We start from the raw sequence: 16,417 nt of genomic DNA, 5'->3' as shown, positions 1-16,417 counted from the left end.
CAAATAAAGTGTTACCCAATAGAATTTAACAGACCATTGGCTTCTGATTGCTGAGCCTCATTACCCTCTTTCAATATTTCATCAAGAATATCTTTAGCGCCATCAAGGTCTTCCATATCGATGTAAGCCCGCGCTAGGTCCAGCTTGGTTTCAACCTCATCGGCATCTTCAAGCAGATTCAGATTATCCAATGCATACTCTTCAGTATCATCGGTCATATCCAAGCTCAGCTCATCACTGCCAGCATCACTTAACAGCATCTCTAGTTCAGAATCTAACTCTGCATCAAGATCTTGACTGGCACTCGCTTGATTAACAGGCGTCGCGATTTCGGTCTCGTCAAGGACTACCTCATCCTCACCATCAAGCATCGCCTGAAGATCAGCATCCAAGTCCATATCAAGCTCTTCAAGATCAGACTCACCTTCAGCCAGCAGCTTATCAAGCTCGGCATCGGCATCAACATCAGCCTCACTATCATCAACCGCCACTTCATCAGTGGTAAACTCACTGAGTGTTAAGTCATCCTCATCAAGCTCTTCAACCGCAGCATCATCGGCAACATCATTCAGGTCAAACTCAAGCTCTTCAACCTCGGCAGGTTCAGTCACATCCACTACATTAGCATCAGTTACTTCCGCTTCATCAAGATCAAAATCGAGATCGAATTCATCTTCACTCGCAACGTCTTCCGTGATATCGGCTTGCGCTGCACCAGCATCGCTGTCATCGGCCAAACTATCGAGATCAAACTCTAAATCGGTTTCATCGGAGACAGGCTCAGCCTTTGGCATAAGCTCTGTTTCAACATCAGCTTCAACACCCTCAGGGGCATCAAAATCACCGAGTAGATCGTTAATATTATCCGCTTCTGGCTCCTCTTCCGACTCATCCATCGGCAGATCGCCTAGCCCCTCAACTTCAGGAACCCGAAGATCGTTAATATCAAAGGCGTCAGTATTTTCACCAAGAATTGAATCAAGGGCATCATCAATCTCTTCAGTTTCCTCGACCTCTTCAACGTCTGCAGCAACCGGGGCTGAATCAAAGTCATCATCAAAGCCGAGATCAAACTCATCTTCGTTGATGCCATTCTCACCCGCCGTCTCAACCTGCTCCATATCCATGTCAAGATCGAGATCTAAATCATCAAGATCCGTATCTTCAATCACAGGCTCTAGATCATCGGCAGCAGTCTCTTCAGCAACAGCCTCAACCACTTCATCATCTGTTACCTGGTCAGCTACCGCCGCAGTTGCGGCCGCCGCAGCCACTGCAGGCGCAGCATCAGAAGCTTCTTCTTTCTTGCCTCGACGCATCAACAGCAGCGCCAACAAAAATGCGATCAGCGCACCACCGGCTGCACCAATATAAAGACCAAACTGTTCGATCAAACTTTTCTCAACCGCAGGTGCTGCTTCAGCCGGCACCACAGGGGCGGTAACGGGCTGGCTCTTAGCCGATTCTAATTCAGCCTGCAACTCAGCCATATGCTGATCTTTCAACTCTAATAGACGCTGCAGACTTTCCATCTGCTGCGCGAGCGCATCAACCCGCCCGCTTAACTCTTCATTCTCACGCTGAATCTGGTCAACCGTTTCAAGCGCACTGGCTAGCTCAGTTTCTAGCTGCTGGTTTTTTTAGCAGTTCAGAATCTGCCTGACTCATGTCCGTATCGGCCGCCTGAGCTGAAACCCCGCCGGTTTCTGCTGTTTTCTCAGGAGAGACTATCTTCAGTTGCCCCTGGGCCGATCTGGCAGCAACGTCATTAGTCTTTTTTCCGGACATCCCTCCACTTTTATCCGTGTTCGGCGGCAGGCCTTCTGTTTCAGCCCCCGCTTTCGAGGTAATACCCTGCTTCCAACGCTGCGTCTGACGCCAAAACTCTTCATTTGCCTGCTTACGATCCAGCGCCTGAACTTCACTCAGCGAAGGAATATCCATCACCACACCAGCTCTTAACTGGTTAACATTGTTATTACGAAAAGCTTCAGGATTCTTGCGTTGCAAAGCTAACATCATCTGCGCTTCGGTCACCGAACCGGCCGGTTTGTGAAGCTTAGCAATATCCCATAGAGTGTCATTAACATCGACGTACACCTGACCATCAGTCATTCGGGTACGGATATTATTAACCGGCTTTTGTGGCGCCATAGGACGAGCGGCAACCGTATTCGATGAGCCAGCAGCGGCAGAACGCGCGGGCTGAACAGTCACCGGCGGCGGTGTCGGATCGTAAATAGGCGGATCAAGCAGCACGGTGTATTCACGCACTAAACGACCACTCGGCCAGTTCACTTCCAGCAGAAAGTTCAGAAAAGGTTCTTTAACCGGCGCTGTCGAGGTAAGCACTATCGTACCCTGACCTGAGGGCCCTGCCTTAACCTGAAACTTCACATCGGAGAGAAAGCGTAACTTCTCAATCCCCGCCAATGCGAAGTCATCGACATTACCCATCTTGGGTTGCACCTGTTGCGGGTCAACCGACCGCATTTGCAACAGCTGTATTTCCGCTTGGAGGGGTTCGTTCAACGCTGATGTTATTCTGATCTCACCGAGACCAAGCGCATGTGCAGTTGAGGTCCCTAGTGCACCTGCAATTGCCAAACTTAGGGCTAATTTGCGCAGCATATTTTCGCTTCCTTAATTCCCCGGGTCCTGAACATCACATAAAGTCGTCAATATTCAGAAAGTTACATATCCAGTATTACTGACCAAAGTATTCATTAAAACCTATGTTTAATCAACAACTCAGATCGGCCATAAATAGCTAAACTTCAGCCTTTAAAGCAGCCTTCTCTTAAACAACAAGCGAAAAACGCTCAAAAAAACAAGCCCAATCAAAGAAATAACACTTTAAATTCAGCATATTACCAAAACATCTTAATCTAAAAGAACATCACAAACAATTATTCTCTAGGGCGCTAATCGATACTAGCTAAGCTGCATGCTCATTGAAACCGCTTCACTATAAAATAATTATTCTGCTTTAATTGACCTAAATCACCACCCTACAGGCAAAAAAAACCGGCCTTATCAGCCGGTTATATTTTTAGCATTCGCTTAGCCTTGCAGCAAAATACGCAGCATACGTCGTAGCGGCTCCGCGGCACCCCACAGCAATTGATCACCAACGCTGAAGGCATTAAGGTATTCATCACCCATATTCAGCTTACGAAGACGACCAACAGGCACGCCTAGCGTACCGGTCACTTTCGCCGGCGTCAGATCACGGGCAGTGATATCACGCTCATTAGGCACCACGCTCACCCAATCATTCGCTTCGGCAATCATGGATTCAATCTCATCCATCGGCACATTTTGTTTCAGCTTAATAGTGAAAGCTTGGCTATGACAGCGCATTGCACCGATCCGTACACAGGTGCCATCGATCGGTACCGGATTATTGCTTAAACCAAGAATTTTGTTGGTTTCGGCATAGGCTTTCCATTCTTCACGACTCTGGCCGTTATCCAGTCGCGTATCAATCCAAGGAATCAATGAACCTGCCAGTGGTACACCAAAGTTGTCCGTTGGCATTGCATCAGAGCGAATGGTCGCTGCCACCTGACGATCGATATCCAGAATAGCGCTTGCAGGGTTGGCTAGATCCGCCGCAACAGAATCTTTGATCACACCCATTTGTGAGATCAACTCACGCATATGCCGCGCACCCCCGCCAGATGCCGCTTGATAGGTCATGGAAGTCATCCATTCGATCAAGCCAGCACTGAACAAGCCACCTAAGCCCATCAGCATCAACGAGACTGTGCAGTTACCGCCCACGTAGGTTTTTACGCCATTCGCTAGACCATCTTTGATAACATGCATATTCACCGGATCAAGCACGATGATGGCATCATCTTCCATCCGCAGAGAAGACGCCGCATCAATCCAGTAGCCATTCCAGCCAGCGCTACGCAGAGCACCGTAAACCTGTTTCGTGTAGTCGCCGCCCTGACAGGAAATAATGGCATCCATCTGTTTGAGTTCATCAATGGATGTGGCATCTTTCAGCGCCGGAATATCTTTACCAATATTCGGACCTGGCTGACCTGCTTGGGACGTTGTAAAGAAAACAGGCTCTTCGATATGCTCGAAATCACCCTCTTCCATCATGCGCTGCATCAGCACAGAACCTACCATTCCGCGCCAACCTACAAAACCTACACGCTTCATCTGCTCCACCAAAAACTATGCGAACCTGTTATCAGGTTCCTGAGAATAAAAACAACAAAGCTGCCACATCAAAGTCAGTGGCAGCCCGTTATGACTCTTAACGTTCGAGCCCATCAATTATGCAACAATTTAGCTACATAGACTATCTGAATCTGGGTATTTTATAACCAATCAAAGCCATAAAACCGGCATTACGCCTGCAGAGCAGCGATTACCGCATCGCCCATTTCAGAGGTCGATACTTTCTGCATACCTTCTGACCAGATATCACCCGTCCGTAAATTCTGATCCAGCACTTGGCTCACAGCGGCTTCTATACGGTCGGCGGTTTCACCGGCTGCCAATGAATAGCGCAGCATCATCGCAACAGATAGAATAGTCGCCAATGGGTTAGCCATATTCTGACCGGCAATATCTGGCGCAGAACCGTGGCACGGCTCATACATACCTTTGCCATTCACATCCAAAGATGCCGATGGCAACATACCGATAGAACCAGTGAGCATCGCCGCCGCATCGGAGAGAATATCACCGAACATGTTACCGGTGACCATCACATCAAACTGCTTCGGTGCACGCACCAGCTGCATCGCCGCGTTATCAACATACATATGGCTCAGCTCGACATCCGGATACTCTTTGGCGAGTTCTTCCATGATTTCACGCCACAGCACGGTGACTTCCAGTACGTTCGCTTTATCGACGGAGCAGAGACGCTTATCGCGCGCCCGTGCTGCTTCAAAGGCAACCCGGCCAATACGGCGAATTTCATTCTCATCATAAACATAGGTGTTATAACCTTCGCGAACGCCATCTTCTTTGACACGCACGCCGCGAGGCTGACCGAAGTAGATACCGCCTGTGAGTTCACGCACAATCAGAATATCCAAGCCAGAGACCACTTCAGGCTTCAGCGTGGACGCATGTGCCAATTGTGGATAGAGAATCGCGGGGCGCAAGTTACCGAACAAACCTAAGTTTGAACGTATACCCAGCAAGCCCTTCTCCGGGCGAATCTGAAAATCAGGATTCGTGTCCCACTTAGGACCACCGACGGCACCCAGCAGAATCGCATCGGCCGCACGAGCCGCTTCTAAGGTTGCTTCTGGCAGAGGCACACCGTCGGCATCAATCGCGGAACCGCCAACCAGTGCTTCGGTCAGCTCCAGATCCAGATTATCTTGTTCATTAACCAACGCCAAAACACGGCGCGCCTGACCGACAATCTCAGGGCCAATACCGTCACCCGGCAAAATCAGTACATTTCTAGACATTATCTACTTTCCTTTCATCCAGGCTGCCAATCAGCAGCAGCCAGATCGTCAATATGTTAAATACGCTTACTTGATGGCATCAAACAGCCAAGGCGCCTGTTCACGACGGCGCGCTTCATAGGCTCGAATATCCGCTTCATTCTGCAAGGTGATACCAATATCATCCAAGCCATTCAGCAAGCAGTGCTTACGGAAGCCATCGATACTAAAGGTCATCTCTTCACCGGAGGGTGTAATCACCAATTGGCGTTCCAGATCGATACTGAGCTGATAGCCTTCGGTTTCAGCCGTTTCTTTGAACAGCTGATCGAGTTGTTCATCCCGCAATACAATCGGCAATAAACCGTTTTTAAAGCAGTTATTGTAGAAAATCTCAGCAAAGCTTGGGGCGATCACACAGCGAAAACCGTAATCATCCAGCGCCCAAGGGGCGTGCTCACGACTCGAACCGCAACCGAAGTTTTCCCGTGCTAATAGAACACTAGCCCCCTGATAACGGGGTTGATTCAAGACAAACTCGGTGTTCAGCGGACGCCCTTCACAGGACTGATCCGGCTGACCTTCATCCAGATAACGCAGCTCATCAAACAGGTTTTTACCGAAACCGGAACGCTTGATCGATTTCAAAAACTGTTTAGGAATAATCATATCGGTATCGACATTGGCCCGATCCAGCGGTGCAGCGATACCTGTGTGCAATGTAAACTTATTCATCTCGCTCTCCCGATACCTTATTAAATCAACTCACGGACATCAATGAAGTGTCCGGTTACTGCTGCAGCAGCCGCCATGGCAGGGCTGACCAAATGAGTCCGTCCACCGAACCCCTGACGCCCTTCAAAGTTACGGTTAGACGTGGATGCACAATGCTCACCATTACCTAATTTATCCGGGTTCATCGCCAGACACATAGAACAGCCAGGCTCGCGCCATTCAAGTCCCGCTTCGATAAAGATTTTATCCAGCCCTTCTTGCTCTGCCTGCGTTTTCACCAAACCAGAACCCGGCACCACCAGCGCCTGAATAATGTTAGCCGCCACTTTGCGGCCTTTAACCACTTTTGCGGCATCCCGTAGATCTTCAATGCGGGAATTGGTGCAGGAACCGATAAACACGCGATCGAGCTGAATATCAGTGATCTTCTGATCAGCCTTGAGCCCCATATATTTCAGCGCACGATTGATGCCATCGACTTTAACGGCATCTTTTTCAGCATCAGGATTTGGCACCTGACCGGAGATACCCACCACCATTTCCGGTGAGGTTCCCCAGGTTACCTGCGGCTCGATATCGGCGGCATTGATCTCAACCACCGCATCAAACTCGGCATCGGAATCAGACACCAGACCACGCCACTCGGCAACGGCCGCATCCCACTGCTCGCCTTTAGGCGCAAATGGACGACCCTCAAAATAATCGATAGTGATCTGATCCACCGCAACCAAACCCACTCGTGCACCCGCTTCAATTGCCATGTTACAGACGGTCATACGCCCTTCCATCGACATCGCGCGGAATACATCGCCACCAAACTCAATCGCATAACCCGTACCACCTGCAGTACCGATCACACCGATCACATGCAGTACTACATCTTTAGCGGTCACGCCGAGGCCCAATTCGCCATCAACACGAATCAGCATATTCTGCATTTTCTTGGTGATCAGGCACTGCGTAGCCAGCACGTGCTCAACTTCAGAGGTACCGATACCGTGCGCCAAAGCACCCAAGGCCCCCAGTGTAGCGGTATGAGAATCACCACACACGGCGGTGCTGCCCGGCAGGATAGCCCCTTGCTCCGGCGCCATCACGTGGACGATACCTTGGCGATGATCATTCATCTTGAATTCAAGGATGCCGAACTCATCACAGTTGGCATCGAGGGTTTTAACCTGAATTTTTGATACCGGATCAACAATCAGATCAACGCCGCCAGAACGCTCAGTGGTTGGCACGTTATGATCCGGTGTTGCGATGTTGGCATCCACTCGCCATGGCTTTCGACCCGCCAAGCGCAATCCTTCAAACGCCTGAGGTGAAGTCACTTCATGCAGGACCTGGCGATCGATATAGATCAGAGAACTGCCATCTTCATTGGTTCGCACTAAATGCGAATCAAACAATTTGTCGTATAACGTTTTTCCAGCCATTGAAGGTCACCTCACTGCGTCTTGTTAACCGGCTTGTTCGTTACCGGCTTTTTATAGGCTGCCATCCTAATCCACCATTTGTCAGAAAACAAATTCATTATTTTTATAGTTTGCATTCCAAAGAGGAATGAATAGACTGATAGCAATCATTCAAGGCAGGTGTATATGGATACCAACTCATTACAAGCCTTTGTCGCCGTTGCTGAAAGCGGCTCTTTTTCCCGAGCGGCGGAACAGCTTTTTCTGACCCAATCGGCGATGAGTAAACGCATTCTAATACTCGAACAGCAGCTCAACAATCGCTTATTTGATCGCATTGGCCGCACGGTTAGTCTGACCGAAGCAGGCCGCGAACTGCTACCCAGAGCCCGTCGAATATTACTCGAATTAGAAGATGCCCGCCGCTCGCTGAGCAACCTCAGCGGTGATGTTAGTGGCACACTATCCGTCGCCGCCAGCCACCATATTAGCTTGCACCGCCTGCCTCCTGTATTACGCCAATACAGTTCTGAGTTTCCTGAGGTAAAGCTCGATCTGCGCTTCGATGAATCGGAGATCGCCTACGACAATGTGGTTAAGGGTAATTTGGAGATCGCCCTAATCACCCTCGCCCCGAGTCCCGATCCAAACATTCATTGCCAGACAATCTGGCGCGACAAGCTGAACTATGTTGTTGCCCCTGATCATCCATTAGCCTCATTAGAGCAGGTCACGCTAGAACAACTTTGCCGCTACCCTGCTATTCTATCTGGCCACGCCACCTTTACCCGGCAACTGGCGGAACAGCAGTTTTCACAGCTGGCACTGCAGCCAGACATTGCCATGTCCACCAACTATCTCGACACCATACGCATGATGGTCGAAATAGGACTGGGCTGGTCTCTACTGCCTGAAACCATGACCGAAAACAGTTTAACCGTGCTAAAAGTAGATGCACCAGCGGTCACCCGCGAGTTGGGATACATCACTCATAAAGAGCGCACCTTGAGTAATGCTGCCTGTCACTTTATTCAGCTTTTAGAACAAGCAGCAGAAAAGGGTTCATAATCCGCACCCGCTTCATTAATATGTTCATACCGACATTGTTTAGGAACCGATAATGACCGAAAGCTCAGGCAGTGATAGCTGGTTACAGGAACAACTGCAACGCTGGCAAGAGATAGCGCAACAGCTACCACTCAAATCGGAGCAGTGGCAGACGTTCCTCGATAGCCTTCAGGCAGGCCCCAGCACCGACTTTCGAGATCAGCAGGCCAACCTCCTGAATCTGGTTAAGCATCAGTCGGAACAGTTCAACCACTTTGCTGAGTCGCTGCTACAAAAAGCCAGCGATGATATCAGCCATGCACAACTCGTCGATCAATTGCAAACCTATATGCAGCACCAGTGTAATGATCTGCTCAGCCGGCAGTGGCATATCCCAGAGCCTTTTACTGCCCTGATGAAAGATGCCGCGCTTAACAGTGAGTCCCTATCCCAAGCCCCCTGCGTGAGCTATTAGAACAACTCGCTAAAGCGCCGGAGATTGGCAACGGTCCCTATAGCCCCGCACAACTAAGATCCTTGGCTCAGGCGATGCTCGATTATCAAGATTCACTGCAAGAGTATCTGCAGCAATACGAACATATCTTTGAACAAACCGGTGAAGACCTGAAACAGCTGTTGGATCAATCAACCAGCGATATCGATAGTCTCAATGCACTGCAAAACCTCTGGATCGAGTGTTACGAAAAAGCCTATCGCGATACCGTCTTCACCGAACAATACCAAGCCGCCCACGGCCGTATCAGCAACAGTCTCAATCGTGTACGTAAACTAGCGTTCGACAGCCGGGATAACAAATTTAAAGAGCTTGGCCTTGTGACCCGCGCCGAACTCGACAGCGCCATTCACCAACAACATCAGCTGCGTAAACAGGTGCGCCGTCAGCAGCAAGAGATTGACGAGCTACGGGCGCTGATAAACAGCCTAGCGCCACAAGCAACTCAATCCCGGCAGCGAGGCAAAGCCTGATGAGCGGCTTTAAATTCAACCCGGAAAAAGTCGCCGCCGAACTCAACCAGTTTAGCCAACAGCTGCTACAGAGCTTTACGACCCTGCAACAACTGGATGAAATATGCGTTGGCCAAACCCCTAAAGAGGTGATTTATCGCGAAGACAAGCTGCAGCTACTGCGCTATCAAAGTGATAAAACCCCAGGGCGAAAACGTTGCAAAACACCCCTGCTCATCTGCTATGCACTGGTTAACCGTCCCTATATGGTCGATCTCGATCAGCAACGCTCTTTTGTCAAACGGTTACTAGAGCTAGGGCTAGATATCTATCTAATCGACTGGGGTTATCCCGATGCCGCCGATCGTTATCTCGATATGGATGATTATATCAACGGTTATATCGCCAACTGTGTCGATCAGGTGCTAAAAGATTCTGGCCAAGCGCAACTTAACCTGTTGGGCATCTGCCAAGGCGGCACTCTCAGTTTATGCTATACCGCTCTGCACCCCACTAAGGTTAAAAATCTGATTACCATGGTGACCCCCGTGGACTTCAAAACCCCGGACAATATGCTTAGCCATCTCGCCCAGCAGATTGATATCGATCTGGCGGTCGAAACCTACGGCAATATCCCCGGCGCGATGCTCAACGATGCCTATAATGCGCTCATGCCGATGCGCTTAGGGCTACAAAAGAACCTCAATATTCCCCGCCAACTAAAGACCCCAACCTCCGCGTTGAACTTTTTGCGCATGGAAAAATGGATCTATGACAGCCCAGATCAAGCTGGCGAGATGTTCCGCCAGTTTCTCACCACCTTTTTTAAGCACAATGGCTTTATCAATCACAGTGCTACGGTAGCCGACACGCCGGTCGATCTGCAGCAGATCCATCAGCCCATATTGAATGTCTTCGGCAGTGCCGACCATCTCGTTCCTCCCTCTGCATCCCGCGCCCTTAAAGGCCTCACGGACAGCAAGGACTATAGTGAATACGAAGTTGCCTCCGGCCATATTGGTGTATTCGTCTCAGGAAAGTCACAAACCGAGGTCGCCCCCGCCATTGCCGACTGGTTAAAACAGCACGAATAACCACAGAATAAAGCGCCGATAATTAAAAATTATCTTTTTTCCGCTGGGTTTCTCATCTAAAATTCGGCCTTTCTTTTTGTCGTTAACAAAAAACCGTTAGGTTTTTTAGCCGGAGTTTACGAAGTTGCCATCTAATGGGAAAATCAAACTGCAGGGGTTTAACAACCTCACCAAAAGCCTAGGTTTCTGTATCTACGATGTCTGCTATGCACAGACACCGAAACAGAAGGCTGAATACATCGAGTACATCGATGAGCAGTACAACGCAGACCGCCTGACAGAGATCCTGACCGAGGCCTGCGATATTATTGGTGCAACCGTACTCAACGTTGCTCGTCAAGATTATGAGCCACAGGGTGCCAGTGTTACGATTCTGGTTGCTGAAGAGCCGATTAAAGATTCTGACAACGTCGACACCACCGAGAAACCGGGCCCATTACCCGACTCAGTGGTTGCCCACTTAGATAAAAGCCACATCTGCGTACACACCTATCCTGAAGCGCATCCGGACGATGGCATCTGCACCTTCCGCGCCGATATTGAAGTATCGACCTGCGGTATTATCTCACCACTCAAAGCGCTGAACTATCTGATCCATAAGTTGGATTCCGATATCGTCACCATCGACTATCGCGTGCGCGGCTTCACCCGTGATGTGAATGGTGTTAAATATTACATCGATCACGATATCAACTCGATTCAAAACTTTATCACCCCCGATATTCGAGAGCAGTATCAGATGGTCGATGTGAACGTCTATCAAGAGAACATCTTCCACACCAAGATGATGCTTAACGATGTCGACCTCAACACCTACCTGTTCGGCACCACCACCGCCGACCTTAACGAACAAGAGATTGAAGATATCACCGAACGCCTCTACAAAGAGATGTCAGAGATCTTTTATGGCCGCAACATGCCGGACATGAAAGGTAAGTGAGTTAGAAGATCGTCGCTCGAAAAAGCCCCCTAATATCGCACGACCACAGGGGGCGATTCATGCAACCTAAATCATTAAAAGATATCCCTATCAACTATCGAACAAACTATCTAAAAGTAAAATCATCAACCGCAACATTCATTCAATCTAATTCCATATAAGCTCCCTACTTATCACATAGGATTAAATAGCTCATCAACGTGGCTGTAGTATTCAGCTAATACCCGCACTCACTTCTAAGCTGCTACCTTGTTGACAAACAAAAACAATTAGCACGACCAAGGAGTTTGTTATGAGCAACAAAAAAATACTGATGATTACCGGTGATTTCACAGAAGATTATGAAACCATGGTGCCTTTCCAGACGCTCTTAGCCGTCGGTCACAGCGTCGATGCGGTTTGCCCCGATAAGGTTGCCGGCGACACCGTTGCCACTGCCATACACGATTTTGAAGGCGATCAGACCTATACCGAGAAGCGCGGCCATAACTTCGCCCTCAATGCGACCTTTGCGGATATCAACCCTGCCGATTACGATGCCCTGGTCATTCCCGGTGGTCGCGCACCGGAATATCTACGCCTGAACACCGATGTATTAGAGATGGTGCGTCACTTTTTCACCACCAACAAACCGGTTGCGGCCGTCTGTCACGGAGCACAACTGCTCGCCGCCGCGGGTGTCTTGCAGGATCGTAAATGTTCCGCCTACCCTGCCTGCATGCCTGAAATCAATCAGTCGGGTGGTTTCTTCGCCGAGATCGCTATTGATGCCGCGATCACCGACGGCAACCTAGTCACCGCTCCTGCTTGGCCAGCTCACCCGGCTTGGTTGGCTCAGTTTATGGCCCTACTAAAATAGCCCCGTCCCAGTCCGATCGTAAAACGGCGACCTGCAAAGGCCGCCGTTTTACGGCATACTGATTACTCAACGACCAATATCGTATTAGCAACAGAGTCTTAGTCGCGTCAAACCGAAAGAGGAAGCCGCTATGTGCAAACTGTTTATCAATGCCGATTCCGACCTATGGAAAAGCAGCACCCGTTCACTGCGGATCGATGGCATGGTGACCAGCGTGCGCCTAGAAAACTATTTTTGGAGCACCCTCGAAACTATCGCACAGCGTGATCAACTGAATATCCCGCAGATGCTAACCCGCCTCTATCACGAATCGATTGATGCTGGACACGATCTCGGCAACTTCACATCGTTTTTACGGGTCTGCTGTATGCGTTACCTCGCGCTACAATTAGCCGGCGATATCCCGACCAACACAGAGATTGCAATCAGCAGCTTGGATGCTGATGCGATTTTATGTGGTGAAATTCAGAAGCGACATTGAAGCGCGCTCAACAGAGTTCAACTGGGGCAGCTCAACAGGGACAGACACTATTCAATATTAGCACTCTGCCGCGTTTAACTGGGACAGGCACCATCCAATACCAATATCCAGCCAAGCCTTACTCATTGCAAGTACAGCCTGCTCATCACGAGCACTCAACAAACTCAGCCACTCACTTAACACCCGCCGCTTAAAAGAAAAAACCCGCTAAGATTTTCGGGAATCTAAAGCGGGTTTTTGTTGGAAACCTAGGGTAATGCTAGCGTGTTAAAACGCCTTATTTATCTTCTTTAGCATTCTCAGCATCATTGCTGGCCTGCTTGTCAGTATGCTCTTCGCCACCGGGAGGGGTGAAGATATTCCACATCGCCATATTCTGATCGGCAATTTTATTCATCATATTTAGTGGGTTAGCCGCGCCGATCATATTTTGCATCTGTTCACGGATGCGTTCCTGCTGATCGATAAAGGTGGCGATGCTCTGCTCGAGATACTGACTCATCATGCCCTGCATACTATCGCCGTAAAAACGGATCAATTGCTGCAGCACTTGGTTAGTCAGCAGCGTGCCATGACCAAGCGCTTCCTGCTCACTGATAATCTGCAACAGAATATTGCGGGTAAGGTCTGCGCCGGTTTTAGAATCTTGAACCTGAAAGCTCTCTTGGCTCAGCACCAACTGCTTAACATCTTCCAGCGTGATGTAGCAGCTGCGAGAGGTGTCGTACAGACGGCGGTTGGTGTATTTTCTGAGAATTCTCAAAATAGTGTCTCTCTACCTGTTCCGTTACTTGGTTAAATATCGCCCGTTGCCAGTGACGGCAGACAAGCTATCTATTTTTTATCTGAACTTTTATGACTGCCGGTATAGGAGGTCATCATATTCATCAGCATCTTCTGTATGGCATCCATTGAACCAAGCCCGCTTGCCATATAGGGCTGAAACAACGTCAATGGATCATAACCATCGACCCCTGCATCCATACGTTCCTGAATCTTACTCATCATCTCTTTTTGAAATGATTCTACATCCGGCAAGCCCAAGACCTTACGCAGCTCTTCCGGTGTCATTTCCACATCTACTTTAAAATTCATCAGAAACCTATCCTCATCCGGATCAGCTTATCCTTCCGGATAATCAGCGTCAGTCAGAATTACACCTGCGTAAAACGGAACAACGGTGATTCAATTACTTAACTAGTATTAATCTAATACTATACCAACTGCAGTGCAAAACAAATTTACCGATTCGTAACTGCACAATTTTCCGGTTTTATCCATAGAGTTGCGCACAAAAAGGCGATCAGCACCGCCAGTGCCGCCACACTAAATGTTGCAGCTGCACCCAATGACTCCCACATTAAACCACTGCACAATGCCCCCAGCGCACCACCCACACCAAAGCCTAGACTACTGAACATCGCCTGCCCCTGACCGTGATTTGACGGTGAAAAATAGTGGTGCACCAAAGCGATACCCACCGCGTGTAAAACACCGAAACTCACCGCATGCAGCGTTTGGGCAAACAGCATGAGCATTAGGTTGTCGGGCATCAAGCCGATCAGCAACCAGCGCAGCACACTCAGCAGCAGACTGATCATCATCAATGCCCGCAACCCTAAACCACCAATAAGCTTGGGCATCAGAATAAAGATAATCACTTCAGCAACAACGCCCACCGACCAAAGCATGCCAATCTCGGTGCGGCTATAACCTAGCCCGTCCATCAACACCGAATAAAACGTATAGTAAGGCCCGTGACTAAACTGAATCAGCATGCAGATCAAGAAAAACACCAGCACCTGAGGCCGCAGCAACTGCTGCAAAAAACCACTCTCATCGCTATTACGCGGCTGAGCTTCACCGGCCACACAGAGGGACGCTAGCCAGATCAACACCATCAAGCCCAGCATCATCCAGGGCAACCAGCGAATACTCACTAGATCCAATACCCAACCGATCCCCATCACCGCCACAATAAAGCCCACCGAACCCCATAGCCGGATACGACTATACAAAGCTTCCCGGCCCTTTAAATGCGTCAGGGTTAACACTTCAAATTGCGGCAGCACGGCATTCCAGAAAAAACTAAAGCCCGCCATCACTAAGGCGATCCCTAGCACGCTGTCTTGCCAGAAAATAAGAACAAACACCAAACAGGTGAAGAAGGCTCCGTAGCGAACAATTCGCAGCCGCTGACCGGTATGATCCGCCAGCCACCCCCAGATATTGGGCGCTACTATGCGCGAGGCCATCAGAATTGCCATCAAGCCGCCGATGGTTTGCGCATCGAATTCAAACGATTGTAGATAGAGGCTCCAGTAAGGAACCAGCGCACCGAGCAACGAGAAATAGAAAAAATAGAATCCCGATAAACGGCTATAGGTAGTTAGCTTCATGGCTGTTTCAATACGCCTCCTGTCTGACAATATCGACCCACGATAGACGCAACGAGCATTGAGCATAGCAGAAACAAAAATCCACCGGTTTATGCAACCGATGGATTATCAAAAACGCAGCAGCCAACCGTCGCTGCGCTCAGGTCCATACCCGAGTGGAATTAGGCGTCGCCCAGTTTCTCGAGGATATACTGCGGTAAGGCGAAGCTACCAGTATGGATTTGCGGGTTGTAGTAACGGGTCTTAATACCACTCGCCTTAAAGCGCTCAGCGATCTGCTCGACACTTTGTAATCGAGTTGCGGCATCATCACAGCCCCACGCAAAGGTCATAGCACCACCGATATAAGTTGGTACCGCGGCGGTATAGAAGGTCTGATCTTTAAAGTAAGGGCTCAGACGCTGACGGGTCGTCACAACCTCTTCTGGCTGCATATAGACCACACCGTTCTGGGCGACAAAGATACCGCCGTCATTCAAACAACGCTTACAGCCTTCATAGAAGCGGCTGCTAAACAGCACTTCACCGGGACCGACAGGGTCGGTGCAATCAGAGATAATTACGTCGTACTTTTCATCAGTCTGGCAGACATAATCGATACCATCACCGATCACAACGTTAGCCCGTGGATTATCGTAAGCGCCCTGAGAATGGTTTGGCAGATATTCAACACACATATCGATAACCGCTTGATCGATCTCAACCTGAGTGACGCTGTCAACCGATTGGTGCTTCAATACTTCACGCAGCATACCGCCATCACCACCACCGATGATCAGCACTTTTTTAGCGTTGCCATGGGCCATCAGCGGTACATGGGTAAGCATCTCGTGGTAGATAAACTCATCTTTCTCAGTGGTCTGAATAATGCCGTCGAGCGCCATCACAGTACCAAATTGAGGATTGCGGAAAATAATCAGATGCCAAGAATCTGTCTGTTGTTCAAACAGCACCTCTTGCACATCAAATGCTTGACCGTAACCATCGTAAAGAGTCTCTTTGTAGACTGTCATCGTGAATCCACCACTAAAGACGAACGTTTCGCCATC

General features: G+C 49.3%; 17 protein-coding genes. 7 read left to right on the top strand and 10 right to left on the bottom strand.

The genetic code is table 11. The annotated features are described in order from the left end of the window. Positions 1-11: 11 nt before the first annotated feature. The 6 genes from AC0L4K_RS08225 to leuC all read right to left on the bottom strand — a co-directional run bounded on the left by AC0L4K_RS08225 (position 12) and on the right by leuC (position 7,603). Positions 12-1,532 carry a FimV C-terminal domain-containing protein gene (locus AC0L4K_RS08225; protein ID WP_473268904.1) on the bottom strand — a complete coding sequence of 507 codons (1,521 nt, stop codon included), beginning with the start codon at positions 1,530-1,532 and terminating at the stop codon, positions 12-14. An 85-nt stretch (positions 1,533-1,617) separates the two neighbouring features. Continuing rightward, entirely contained in the window at positions 1,618-2,631 is a 1,014-nt protein-coding gene (locus AC0L4K_RS08220) for a type IV pilus assembly protein FimV (RefSeq protein WP_473268903.1), read from the bottom strand. Between the two features lie 432 nt (positions 2,632-3,063). Beyond that, entirely contained in the window at positions 3,064-4,179 is a 1,116-nt protein-coding gene (asd, locus tag AC0L4K_RS08215; RefSeq protein WP_473268902.1) for an aspartate-semialdehyde dehydrogenase, read from the bottom strand. 191 nt (positions 4,180-4,370) lie between these two features. Further along, positions 4,371-5,453, bottom strand: coding sequence for a 3-isopropylmalate dehydrogenase (gene leuB, locus AC0L4K_RS08210; RefSeq protein ID WP_215950954.1), 1,083 nt, complete (start codon positions 5,451-5,453; stop codon positions 4,371-4,373). Positions 5,454-5,519: 66 nt separating this feature from the next. After that, the gene (gene leuD, locus AC0L4K_RS08205; protein ID WP_473268901.1) at positions 5,520-6,167 is read right to left on the bottom strand and encodes a 3-isopropylmalate dehydratase small subunit; all 648 of its coding nucleotides are present in this window, start codon (positions 6,165-6,167) and stop codon (positions 5,520-5,522) included. 20 nt (positions 6,168-6,187) lie between these two features. Further along, positions 6,188-7,603 carry a 3-isopropylmalate dehydratase large subunit gene (gene leuC / locus AC0L4K_RS08200; RefSeq protein WP_473268900.1) on the bottom strand — a complete coding sequence of 472 codons (1,416 nt, stop codon included), beginning with the start codon at positions 7,601-7,603 and terminating at the stop codon, positions 6,188-6,190. Between the two features lie 165 nt (positions 7,604-7,768). Between leuC and AC0L4K_RS08195 the strand changes: the two genes are divergently transcribed. The 7 genes from AC0L4K_RS08195 (at position 7,769) to AC0L4K_RS08165 (ending at position 12,969) form a co-directional block, all read left to right on the top strand. Continuing rightward, positions 7,769-8,650, top strand: coding sequence for a LysR family transcriptional regulator (locus AC0L4K_RS08195; protein ID WP_417224310.1), 882 nt, complete (start codon positions 7,769-7,771; stop codon positions 8,648-8,650). A gap of 52 nt (positions 8,651-8,702) precedes the next feature. Then, positions 8,703-9,104 (top strand): hypothetical protein, encoded by a 402-nt coding sequence (locus tag AC0L4K_RS08190; RefSeq protein WP_473268899.1) that lies wholly within the window; start codon positions 8,703-8,705, stop codon positions 9,102-9,104. After that, positions 9,077-9,616, top strand: a complete 540-nt coding sequence (locus tag AC0L4K_RS08185; protein WP_473269214.1) for a poly(R)-hydroxyalkanoic acid synthase subunit PhaE — start codon at positions 9,077-9,079, stop codon at positions 9,614-9,616. The genes AC0L4K_RS08190 and AC0L4K_RS08185 overlap by 28 nt, the downstream gene beginning before the upstream one ends. Next, positions 9,616-10,689 carry a class III poly(R)-hydroxyalkanoic acid synthase subunit PhaC gene (gene phaC, locus AC0L4K_RS08180; protein ID WP_417224307.1) on the top strand — a complete coding sequence of 358 codons (1,074 nt, stop codon included), beginning with the start codon at positions 9,616-9,618 and terminating at the stop codon, positions 10,687-10,689. The genes AC0L4K_RS08185 and phaC overlap by 1 nt, the downstream gene beginning before the upstream one ends. Positions 10,690-10,813: 124 nt before the next feature. After that, the gene (gene speD, locus AC0L4K_RS08175) at positions 10,814-11,629 is read left to right on the top strand and encodes an adenosylmethionine decarboxylase (RefSeq protein ID WP_417224305.1); all 816 of its coding nucleotides are present in this window, start codon (positions 10,814-10,816) and stop codon (positions 11,627-11,629) included. A gap of 292 nt (positions 11,630-11,921) precedes the next feature. Next, the gene (locus AC0L4K_RS08170; protein WP_417224301.1) at positions 11,922-12,488 is read left to right on the top strand and encodes a DJ-1/PfpI family protein; all 567 of its coding nucleotides are present in this window, start codon (positions 11,922-11,924) and stop codon (positions 12,486-12,488) included. A gap of 130 nt (positions 12,489-12,618) precedes the next feature. Next, positions 12,619-12,969, top strand: coding sequence for a ribbon-helix-helix domain-containing protein (locus AC0L4K_RS08165; RefSeq protein ID WP_473268898.1), 351 nt, complete (start codon positions 12,619-12,621; stop codon positions 12,967-12,969). A 277-nt stretch (positions 12,970-13,246) separates the two neighbouring features. On the opposite strand, the gene phaR is transcribed toward AC0L4K_RS08165, so the two are convergent. The 4 genes from phaR to speE all read right to left on the bottom strand — a co-directional run bounded on the left by phaR (position 13,247) and on the right by speE (position 16,381). Beyond that, complete coding sequence (gene phaR, locus AC0L4K_RS08160; RefSeq protein WP_417224299.1) at positions 13,247-13,732, bottom strand: polyhydroxyalkanoate synthesis repressor PhaR; 486 nt, start codon at positions 13,730-13,732, stop codon at positions 13,247-13,249. A 71-nt stretch (positions 13,733-13,803) separates the two neighbouring features. Then, positions 13,804-14,064: a DUF6489 family protein gene (locus AC0L4K_RS08155; protein ID WP_473268897.1), complete on the bottom strand. Its 261-nt coding sequence runs from the start codon at positions 14,062-14,064 to the stop codon at positions 13,804-13,806. A 146-nt stretch (positions 14,065-14,210) separates the two neighbouring features. Next, the gene (locus tag AC0L4K_RS08150; RefSeq protein ID WP_473268896.1) at positions 14,211-15,368 is read right to left on the bottom strand and encodes an MFS transporter; all 1,158 of its coding nucleotides are present in this window, start codon (positions 15,366-15,368) and stop codon (positions 14,211-14,213) included. A gap of 161 nt (positions 15,369-15,529) precedes the next feature. After that, the gene (gene speE / locus AC0L4K_RS08145) at positions 15,530-16,381 is read right to left on the bottom strand and encodes a polyamine aminopropyltransferase (RefSeq protein WP_473268894.1); all 852 of its coding nucleotides are present in this window, start codon (positions 16,379-16,381) and stop codon (positions 15,530-15,532) included. Between the last annotated feature and the right edge of the window lie 36 nt (positions 16,382-16,417).

This window comes from Amphritea sp. GJ51-11 (assembly GCF_055808735.1).
This window is presented reverse-complemented; position numbering and strand designations above follow the sequence as displayed.

Coding starts and splice junctions, on each gene's coding strand:
- leuC (WP_473268900.1), bottom strand. CDS start 7,603: ATGGCTGGAAAAACGTTATACGACAAATTGTTTGATTCGCATTTAGTG.
- leuB (WP_215950954.1), bottom strand. CDS start 5,453: ATGTCTAGAAATGTACTGATTTTGCCGGGTGACGGTATTGGCCCTGAG.
- asd (WP_473268902.1), bottom strand. CDS start 4,179: ATGAAGCGTGTAGGTTTTGTAGGTTGGCGCGGAATGGTAGGTTCTGTG.
- leuD (WP_473268901.1), bottom strand. CDS start 6,167: ATGAATAAGTTTACATTGCACACAGGTATCGCTGCACCGCTGGATCGG.
- AC0L4K_RS08170 (WP_417224301.1), top strand. CDS start 11,922: ATGAGCAACAAAAAAATACTGATGATTACCGGTGATTTCACAGAAGAT.
- speE (WP_473268894.1), bottom strand. CDS start 16,381: ATGACAGTCTACAAAGAGACTCTTTACGATGGTTACGGTCAAGCATTT.
- AC0L4K_RS08225 (WP_473268904.1), bottom strand. CDS start 1,532: ATGGAAAGTCTGCAGCGTCTATTAGAGTTGAAAGATCAGCATATGGCT.
- AC0L4K_RS08220 (WP_473268903.1), bottom strand. CDS start 2,631: ATGCTGCGCAAATTAGCCCTAAGTTTGGCAATTGCAGGTGCACTAGGG.
- phaC (WP_417224307.1), top strand. CDS start 9,616: ATGAGCGGCTTTAAATTCAACCCGGAAAAAGTCGCCGCCGAACTCAAC.
- AC0L4K_RS08165 (WP_473268898.1), top strand. CDS start 12,619: ATGTGCAAACTGTTTATCAATGCCGATTCCGACCTATGGAAAAGCAGC.
- AC0L4K_RS08190 (WP_473268899.1), top strand. CDS start 8,703: ATGACCGAAAGCTCAGGCAGTGATAGCTGGTTACAGGAACAACTGCAA.
- AC0L4K_RS08195 (WP_417224310.1), top strand. CDS start 7,769: ATGGATACCAACTCATTACAAGCCTTTGTCGCCGTTGCTGAAAGCGGC.
- AC0L4K_RS08150 (WP_473268896.1), bottom strand. CDS start 15,368: ATGAAGCTAACTACCTATAGCCGTTTATCGGGATTCTATTTTTTCTAT.
- AC0L4K_RS08155 (WP_473268897.1), bottom strand. CDS start 14,064: ATGAATTTTAAAGTAGATGTGGAAATGACACCGGAAGAGCTGCGTAAG.